Genomic DNA, 9,940 nt, shown 5'->3' on the forward strand with positions numbered 1-9,940 from the left:
TCGCGTTTGGTTTTGGATATTAATGATGCTGATAAGGCGCTTAAGTTTGATAGTTTGAATCTCAAAGGTACGCCTATTTCCGGAGTGCGCAGTGCACGTAGAAATAAAGATGATCTTAGGGTTGTATTGGACTTAAAAGAAGAGGCTGAAACGAAAAGCTTTTTGCTAAAGCCAAATCAGAAGTACGGAAATCGTCTGGTTGTTGATTTATATACGAAAACAAAAAAGCTAAATGAAGCGCGCAAGAATGTTGTTAAGAAAGTGCCTGCGGGTCAGAAACGAGACATTATCGTTGTTATAGATCCAGGGCATGGTGGGGAAGACCCGGGTGCCATCGGCCCGAATCGTATAAAAGAAAAAGATGTCGTGTTGGCAATTGCTAAAGAATTGAGAAAGCAGATTAATGCTCAAAAAGGCTTTAAAGCTTACCTGACCAGAGAGCGGGATTATTATATTGGTTTGCGCAAGCGTACCCGGATTGCCAGAAAGCATAATACTGACTTGTTAGTGTCTATTCATGCTGATGCATTTAAGAAAGCCCAGGCACACGGTGCATCAGTTTTTGCCTTGTCAAACCGTGGCGCGACCAGTGAGACAGCTCGTTGGTTAGCGCAAAAAGAGAATTCTGCCGATTTAATAGGCGGCGTGGGTGGTGTAAGTTTGGAAGACAAGGATGACGTTCTAGCGAGCGTACTCTTGGACCTTTCTTCCACGGCAAGTTTAAAAGCGAGTTTAGGCGTAGGTAGTAAGGTATTAAGCTCCATGGGCAATGTTGCTCGTTTGCATAAGCGTTCGGTTCAGCAGGCAGGTTTTGTGGTGTTGAAGTCACCAGATATTCCATCAATATTGGTTGAGACAGGATTTATTTCAAATCCGGCAGAGTCCAAGAGATTAAAGTCGTCAAAGTATCAGCGGAAAATGGCCAAGGCGATAAAGGGCGGAATTCTCGCTTACTTTAATGACGCGCCACCTCCGGGAACGCTATTGGCATGGAATAAGGGTGGCAATAGTGTAGTGAACCAAAGTGTTGCTCAAAGCACTAAATCAAAAGCCACGAATTTCAAGAAGTATGTTGTTCGAAAAGGTGATACCCTTTCCCATATTGCGATGCGCAATGATGTATCGCTTACAGAGCTTCGTCGTTTGAATCGGCTTCGCTCTGATAATGTATGGGTTGGTCAACGCTTGTCGCTACCTTCCTCGTAAGCTTCCGTTTTTGATTAGATTTTCAGATTTCTTCTATGAGTAAAATTCATAAGCTATCCGCGCGCCTAGCAAACCAGATAGCTGCAGGTGAAGTGGTGGAGCGTCCTGCTTCTGTTGTAAAAGAATTATTAGAAAACGCCTTGGATGCGGGTGGACGCAAAATATTGGTCCAGGTTGAGCAAGGCGGTGTTAAGCGAATTTTAGTTCGTGATGACGGTGAAGGCATGGGCAAAGATGATTTACCTCTATCCTTAAGTCGTCACGCTACCAGTAAAATTGAATCCCTGGATGATCTGGAAACCGTCGCGACCTTAGGGTTTAGGGGGGAAGCCTTAGCAAGTATTAGTTCGGTTTCCCGTTTAGCTCTTAGTTCAAAAACAGACAATGCAGAGCAGGGTTGGCAAGCGGTTACTGAGGGGCGAGATATGGAAGCCCGATTAAGTCCTGTTGCTCATAATCGAGGGACAAGTGTCGATGTTAGAGACTTGTTTTTTAATACGCCTGCTCGAAGAAAGTTTTTGCGGACAGAAAAGACTGAATTCAATCATTTAGAAGAAGTGCTCAAACGGCAAGCGTTGAGCCGTTTTGAAGTAAGTTTTGAGTTGGTTCACAATCAGAAAGTTGTGCATAGTCTGCGTCCAGCGCCGACGATCAAGGAAAAACAACTGCGTATCGCTGCCTTATGTGGCAAACCCTTTATGGAGAATGCGGTTGATATTGATGTGGAGGCAACGGGGCTTAAGTTATGGGGCTGGGTAGCTAAACCAACCTTCTCAAGAAGTCAGGCTGACTTGCAGTACTTTTACGTTAATGGTCGTGTTATCAGGGATCGTTTGGTGAGTCATGCTGTAAAGCAGGCTTATCGTGATGTCTTATATCATGGGCGTCACCCTGCCTTTGTTTTGTATCTAGAGCTTGATCCTGCGCTGGTTGATGTCAATGTTCATCCGACCAAGCATGAGGTTCGTTTTAGGGATGGGCGCTTAGTTCACGATTTTATATTCAGAAGTCTTCATAAGGCGCTTGCGGATATTCGACCAGAAGAATTGGCCGCTCCTGAAGATGGTTCGGCACCGAATCGCGACTTGTCAAATATTCAGGCAAGTACTTCGCTTCAAGCTCAGGCTAGTGCTTTTACGCCGAGTTATGGTTCTCAGTCAGCAATGTCTTTGGGAGTCCAGGGAGTTAGTAGTGCGGTGACTGGCGCTGGCCAAGGTGTGGGAAGTGCTTCGCCATCAATGTTGCAAACATCTGGCCAGGGTGTTTCGGAGGTTCTATCTCAATATAAAGCCCTTCACCCTGATCAGAACCTTGGTCAGCAGCAAGAAGCTGTTGATGGGCGTGAACACCCATTAGGTTTTGCTATTGCTCAGCTTCATGGGATTTATATTCTCGCTCAGAATAGTAGTGGTTTGATTGTTGTAGATATGCACGCAGCTCATGAGCGGATTACTTATGAGCGAATGAAAAATGATTTTTATAGTGATGGAATCAAGGCTCAGCCCCTGCTTGTGCCGATGAATATCTCTCTAAGTCAACGAGAGGCTTCTGTTGCTGAAGAATGTGCCGGGGACTTACAGAAATTTGGTTTGGGCCTAGAACGGTCTGGTCCGGAAAGTATCGTTATTCGTCAGGTGCCAGTGATACTTCAGCAGGTGAATGTTGATCAGCTAGTAAGAGACTTGTTGAGTGATATGATTACGCACGGATACTCCGACCAGCTAGAGGCAAAAGCGAATGAGTTGATGTCGACTATGGCTTGTCATGGTTCGGTAAGGGCCAATCGATCGTTGACGATACCGGAGATGAACGCTTTGCTGAGAGATATGGAAGAAACTGAGCGCAGTGGTCAGTGTAACCATGGCCGCCCAACCTGGACCGCACTGTCTATGGGTGAGCTGGATAAGTTATTTCTGCGGGGGCGTTAAGATGTTGCGAATACCTTCTTTAAGGCTTTATCAATGAGCTTGCCTAGTGCAATTTGTCTAATGGGGCCGACAGCGGCGGGTAAGACAGACCTGGCAGTCTCTCTTCATGAAACCTTAGCTTGCGACATTATCAGTGTGGACTCTGCCTTGATATATCGAGGCATGGATATCGGTACGGCAAAACCCGAAAAAGAATTGTTGGCGCGCGCTCCACACCGACTGATTGATATTATTGCTGCTAAAGACAGTTATTCGGTAGCTCGGTTTTATGATGATGCGCTAAGAGAGATGCAGGAAATAACAAGTCGTGGACGCACACCTTTATTGGTGGGCGGTACGATGATGTACTACAAAGTTTTGCAGAATGGTATCGCATCCTTGCCTTGTGCTGATGACAAGGTTCGCGCAGCGATATCTCTTGATGCTGAAAAGCATGGCTGGCCTTATGTTCATGAGCAGCTGGCGCTAGTCGACCCCGAATCTGCCGCGCGCCTAAAACCAACTGATTCCCAGCGTCTTCAAAGAGCTTTGGAGGTTTTTCGGGTAACAGGAAAGACGCTGACTCAGTTTTGGCAGGATCAGCAAAGTCAATCAGAGAGTGGCGCAATTCCGCCAGCCCCCTATGAATTCATTAACCTCTCAATTGCACCGAGTGATCGTTCCGAGCTGCATCAACGTATTGCTCTACGCTTTGATATTATGTTGAAGAGTGGTTTTATCGAAGAGGTTGAAGGGTTTTACCACTCTGGAGAGGTGACAGCAGATATGCCTTCAATGCGTTGTGTTGGCTATAGGCAGGTTTGGGATTACCTAGATGGCAAGTTAACGAAAGATGAAATGCGAGAAAGGGGGGTTATTGCAACTCGACAACTCGCTAAAAGGCAGCTAACTTGGTTGAGGTCTTGGCCAAATTTGCACCAATTAGAGACGAATGATGTAAAAGTGCTGGCTAAAGCGCGAGAAATAATTGAAAATGCTAAATATTAAGACGCATCTCACATAAAAAATGAAAAAAATGCGTTAAATGGAATAAAATAGATTTATTAAAAAAATACTAGGAGATAATAAAATGTCTAAGGGTCACTCTCTTCAAGATCCATATTTGAATGCACTTCGTAAAGAGCGAATTCCTGTTTCAATATTTCTTGTTAACGGCATTAAGCTACAAGGCCAGATTGAGTCATTTGACCAGTTTGTCATTTTACTTAAAAACACTGTTAGCCAAATGGTGTATAAGCACGCTATTTCAACGGTTGTACCTGCACGTAATGTTCGCGTTGCAACACCTGAAGAACAAGAGTCATAGTCTATCTTGACTCTATCCCCACTATCAGACTTTTATCGTCGCTTAGCTTTTTTGCCCGCCGGAGTAGTAATTAAACGTGTTTGACCGTCCCGACTCCGGTGAGCTGGCTATACTGGTTCATATTGATTTTAACTCTGAAAAAGAACGTGAAGACCCTGATGAATTCAAGGAGTTAGTGTCTTCTGCTGGGGTTGAAACGCTAGCAGTCATTACTGGCTCTAGAGATAAGCCGGATGCCCGGCACTTTGTTGGTAAGGGTAAGCTGGAAGAAATACAGTTCGAGTTAGAGCATGGTGAGGCAGATGTTGTGCTGTTTAATCATGCTTTGTCACCAAGTCAGCAGCGAAATCTTGAAGCGGCCCTGGAGTGTAGAATTATCGACCGTACAGGTATCATTTTGGATATCTTTGCTCAGCGGGCGAGAACTCACGAAGGTAAGCTGCAGGTCGAACTTGCTCAGTTAGAATATATGTCGACGAGATTGATTCGCGGCTGGACCCACTTGGAGCGTCAAAAGGGTGGTATCGGTTTACGAGGGCCGGGTGAGACTCAGTTAGAAAGTGATAGACGTTTACTTCGCGGTCGTATCAAGACTATTACCTCACGTCTGGAGAAAGTTCGTAAACAGCGTGACCAAGGTCGTAGAGCACGCACCCGTGCAGAAATACCAACAGTATCCTTGGTTGGTTATACCAATGCTGGTAAATCTACTTTATTCAATCGAGTCACTGAAGCGGATGTTTATGCTGCCGACCAGCTGTTTGCAACCTTGGACCCGACTTTAAGAAAGTTGAACCTGCCGGATATCGGCAACGCTATTTTGGTTGATACCGTTGGTTTTATTAGACATCTCCCGCATAAATTGGTAGATGCCTTCCGGGCAACGCTTGAAGAAACCTGCAACGCTACGCTTCTTTTGCATGTCATTGATTGTCATGATGAAGGTCGCATGGATAATATTGAGCAGGTGGAGCATGTTCTTAAGGAGATTGGTGCGGATAAGGTTCCGACTTTAAAGGTTTATAATAAGCTAGATCTATTAGACGGTCGTGAGCCGAGAATAGATAGAGATGAAGACGGTGTGCCGCAGCGAGTATGGGTGTCTGCTTATACGGGTGCTGGTGTAGATCTGCTTAATCAAGCGATTATTGAAATTCTTGGTGATGAAATAGTTCATCAGAAAATTAAACTTGACCCTTCTAAAGGTGGAAAACTAAGAGCCTTGTTTTATGCTGCATCGGTCGTGCAGGATGAAAGCTATGATGAAGAAGGCGGGCTAGTTCTAGAGATTCGCTTACAGCGCCTCGATTACGAAAGACTGCTTCGCCAAGCTGAAGTTAATGAATCTGATTTAGATATCACTAACTTGTAATCACAAGCTATCCAGCCCGATAAAAGGCACTAAAATGTCACGCATTTGACTGAAAACGTGCAGCCAAATGTGCGTCAAGTCAGAAAATTACATTTCTCAAAAAAACTTACACTAAGTTATGTAAGTACTTCTGTTAAAAATAAAAAGCTGTGCTATGTTTTATGGATAGCGAACTTCTTTTCTAGGAATTCATCGTAAGATATTGATATTTTAGGCATTGCCAAATTGAGGATAAGATATGTTTCTTAATAAATCAGTGGTTTCATCGCTGAGCATGGCGCTTTTGCTAAGTGCATGTAGCGGAAGTGACGGTTTTGGTGTGGGTAATGGTAACCCAGATGATTCAAGTGGTACTGAAACTACTGAAACCGATTCCGGGACGGATACATCACCGACTGCTGACGTGGACGAGAGGTTAGGTTCTGGTTCAGGTAATAGTTTTGATGCTGGTGCAATGGTAACCGGTTTGGCTGACGGTGAGGTGCTTTCTTACGGTGCTAGTACGACGATATCTGTCAATGTAGTTAATGCAGGTAGGGATAATGAATTATTAGCAACGCCAACCTCAGTGAGCTTTAGTTCAGCTTGTGCGACACAAGGATTGGCGACAATTGGTGAATCAGCGTTAAGTTCTGCAGGTGTGGCGACCGTAAATTATACTGCCACATCTTGTACTGGTTCGGATACGATAACAGCAACGACAACTGATGATGAAGGTAATACCTCAACTGCATCCGTAACAATTGATATCTCTAGTTTAGGTTTGGGTAGAAGTTCTGGCGATTCTTTTGTATCGGGTGAAATGACAACGCTAACTGACGGTGTTGATCTAACCTATGGTGGCGACACGGTTGTGTCGGTCAATATTGTTGATACCAACGGTAATACTCTATTTACCTCTAGTTCCGTGTCGGTTAGCTTTACTTCAAATTGTGTGCAGCAAGGCAAGTCGGATATTTCATCTTCGGTTAATACAACGACAGGTACCGCGGTTGCAACGTATACTGCGAATACCTGTGAAGGGCCTGATGTCATTACCGCTACACTAAGTGATGGGACCTCAGCTACAGCAAATATTAACGTAGCAGAGCAAATACTAGGTGAATTAGCTTTTGTATCGGCTGATCCTTCAACCATCGCGTTGAAAGGCAGTGGCTCAAGTGCTCACCCAGAGGTTACAACCGTTACCTTCAGTTTGAACGATGCGACGGGCGAGCCGATGGCAGGTGAAACAATTGAATATTCTCTGTCAACGAATGTGGGGGGGATTACTTTCCCTAATGGCTTATCGACTTATTCTTCGGTAACGGATGAAGAGGGTAATACTTCAGTACAGCTTACTGCTGGTGGCGTTAACATTAGTGTGGCAATCATTGCAACGGTAACTGTTGAGTATGAGGATGGTTCAACTGCAACGACAACTACGACATCTGATTCAATTGCCGTTCTGGGTGGACTTCCTGACCAAGACAGCTTTACTTTATCTGTAGAGACCTTTAACCCTCGTGGTTGGGATATTTCTGGAACAACTTCTCGAATGACTGTGCGCGCAGGTGACCGCTTTAATAATGAGGCTAGAGATGGTACTCAGGTTTCTTTTGTGACAACCGGTGGTCAGATAGTGGGTTCCTGTGAATTAGATAGTGGCTTTTGTTCAGTTGATTGGACAAGTTCGAATCCGCGTCCCGATAACGGTTTAGTGCATATTATGGCACGTACGACTGGAGAGGAGTCATTTATTGATGCGAACTTGAATGGTCAATATGATTTAGGTGAAGTCATAGATGTCGAACTGGACGAAGCTTATATCGATGTTAACTATAATGGTGTGCGTGATGATAATGAGTTCTACTCAGATTTTAACAATAATCAGGTATACGACACTAAGACTAATCCGGGATTTTATCAGGGGGCAAGTTGTACTGAGGCAGCTGAAGAACCTTCGGATCCTGATGACCCTAATTCTCCGTATCATTGTGAGTCGCTAGTCGATGTAAGACGTGTAGCTACGATCTGTATGTCTGAAGATGATGTCGTAATTTCTGATAACTTAGGTGGTGGGGTTCTGGATGCTTCAGCGGGCGCCGCAGGAGTTCTAGTTACAATTACTGATGGTAAAGGGCTAATGCCTGCAAATGGCACTACTGTAGCAGTAAGTGTTGAGGATGGTGAGATTGTAACGGGCCAAAATATTGTAATTCCTAATCAGTGTCCAGTAGATTCTGACGGTAATCCGATTCCGTTTACTAACATGATTATAGTAGAGGCAGATGATGACCCTGCTACTAGCTTCGGTACATTAAAAGTCGCTGTAACACGCGCAGATGGGGTGATTGAAGAACGTTTTATCTCTTTCCTTCACTAGGTTTCTTATTTAATAGTTAGATCTAAATCCTTAATGGGGAAGCATAAGCTTGCCCATTTTTATGTCTGATAAACGCCCACCATAAAAACCGCTTGCTGTCCGTCTCCAAGCACAATACTATGTGCCTCTTGTAAACTAAGACTTTGCCCTCATTAACCACACTTGTGGGCAATTAAGTCACAATACTTTGATTCGTAAGAATCTTTCATGAAACTAATCTAAAAAATGTAACGGAGTCTTCTATGGCCTGGAATGAGCCGGGTGGTAATCGTAATGATAACGACCCTTGGGGTTCTAATAATCGAGGGAATAAAGGCGGCAATAATCAAGGGCCACCTGATCTCGATGAAGCTTTAAAACAACTGATGGATAAGCTGAATGGCTTGTTTGGTTCAGGCCCGAAAAAAACTGGTGGCTCTTCTGGCGGTTCAAGCCAGGGTGCTGGTGGTGTATTTATTTTGGCATTGATTGCGCTGGTCATCTTTTTAGGCTTTAAGTCATTTTATACCATTGATGAGCAGGAAAGAGGCGTTGTCCTTCAATTAGGTAAGTACAACCGAACCTTGGACCCGGGCTTACGCTTTGTGATTCCTGTTGTCGAGAAGGTCATTCCTGTAAACGTAACTAATGTTCGAAATGCCGAGTTGAAGCAAGAAATGCTGACTCAGGATGAGAACGTGGTTCAGGTTGAACTAAACGTTCAGTATACGGTATCGGACCCAGTAGCATTTGCTTTACGCGTTGAAGATCCAGAGCGTAGTTTACAACATGCTGCTGAATCAGCATTACGGCATGAAGTGGGTAGTACAGATTTGAACCCAATTCTAACGGCTGGCCGTGCTGTGCTTGCAGAAAATGCGCGAACGCGTCTGCAAAGCTTTATGGATTCCTACGACACGGGTGTTAACGTTAGTATTGTTAACGTTAAAGAAGCGCGTGCACCTGCTGCTGTTCAGTCAGCCTTTGATGATGTTCAAAAGGCTAATCTGGATAAAGAGCGTTATGTAAACGAAGCAGAGGCTTATGCCAACACCGTTGTTCCCGAAGCGCGTGGTAAGTCTCAGCGAATGTTAGAAGAAGCGAACGCATATAAAGAGCAGGTTATCTCTCAGGCACAAGGTGAGGCTGATCGTTTTAAGAAGTTACTTGTTGAATATAAAAAAGCGCCAGAAGTTACCAGAGACCGTTTATATCTTGACGCAATCTCATCGGTATACAGCAATAGCAGTAAAGTCTTGGTGGATGTAGAAGGCGGCAACAATATGATGTATTTGCCTTTGGATAAGCTAATGTCTAACCGCTCTGTTAGTCTATCAAATGATGATAGCGTAGATCAGTCTGTGTCAGATATTGCAGACCAAGTTATTGAGGAGCTTCGTTCAAGAAACAACCGTACATCCAGGGAGAGCAGATAAATGTCTAAGTCTTCATTATTATCTTTGATTTCATTACTGGTTGTTGTCGTTGTTCTATCTGCATCGATTTATGTAGTAGATGAGCGAGAAGTGGGTATCAAGCTTCAGTTTGGTGAAATCGTTGAAACAAACATTCAGCCAGGTGTGCACTTCAAGATGCCTTTCTTTCAGAATGTTCGTTTGTTTGATGCGCGTCTTCTAACCTTAGATGCACAGCCAGCACGTTTTCTTACCGTGGGTAAGAAATTTGTAATCGTTGACTCTTTCATTAAGTGGAAGATTGTCGATGTTAAAGCTTATTACAAGGCAACAGCGGGTAATCGTTGGCAAGCCACGACCTTGTTGGCG

The 9,940-nt window shown here is 44.3% G+C and carries 8 protein-coding genes; all 8 read left to right on the plus strand.

Features of this window, described 5'->3' with window-relative positions:
- The coding region (locus A3757_RS12260) for an N-acetylmuramoyl-L-alanine amidase (RefSeq protein ID WP_068739704.1) at nt 1–1,206 on the plus strand (1,206 nt) is incomplete at its 5' end.
- 35 nt (nt 1,207–1,241) lie between these two features.
- The gene (mutL, locus tag A3757_RS12265; RefSeq protein WP_068514965.1) at nt 1,242–3,134 is read left to right on the plus strand and encodes a DNA mismatch repair endonuclease MutL; all 1,893 of its coding nucleotides are present in this window, start codon (nt 1,242–1,244) and stop codon (nt 3,132–3,134) included.
- 33 nt (nt 3,135–3,167) lie between these two features.
- The gene (miaA, locus tag A3757_RS12270; RefSeq protein WP_068514967.1) at nt 3,168–4,121 is read left to right on the plus strand and encodes a tRNA (adenosine(37)-N6)-dimethylallyltransferase MiaA; all 954 of its coding nucleotides are present in this window, start codon (nt 3,168–3,170) and stop codon (nt 4,119–4,121) included.
- A gap of 82 nt (nt 4,122–4,203) precedes the next feature.
- Entirely contained in the window at nt 4,204–4,440 is a 237-nt protein-coding gene (gene hfq / locus A3757_RS12275; protein WP_068514970.1) for an RNA chaperone Hfq, read from the plus strand.
- A gap of 76 nt (nt 4,441–4,516) precedes the next feature.
- On the plus strand, nt 4,517–5,812 hold the full coding sequence (gene hflX / locus A3757_RS12280; RefSeq protein ID WP_068514973.1) for a ribosome rescue GTPase HflX: 1,296 nt from the start codon (nt 4,517–4,519) through the stop codon (nt 5,810–5,812).
- A 238-nt stretch (nt 5,813–6,050) separates the two neighbouring features.
- Nucleotides 6,051–8,177, plus strand: a complete 2,127-nt coding sequence (locus tag A3757_RS12285; RefSeq protein ID WP_068514975.1) for a hypothetical protein — start codon at nt 6,051–6,053, stop codon at nt 8,175–8,177.
- A 242-nt stretch (nt 8,178–8,419) separates the two neighbouring features.
- Nucleotides 8,420–9,592: an FtsH protease activity modulator HflK gene (gene hflK / locus A3757_RS12290; protein WP_068633366.1), complete on the plus strand. Its 1,173-nt coding sequence runs from the start codon at nt 8,420–8,422 to the stop codon at nt 9,590–9,592.
- Nucleotides 9,593–9,940 (plus strand): SPFH domain-containing protein (locus A3757_RS12295; RefSeq protein ID WP_255374985.1); only part of this gene is annotated, 348 nt, incomplete at its 3' end.

Source organism: Oleiphilus sp. HI0117, assembly GCF_001635235.1.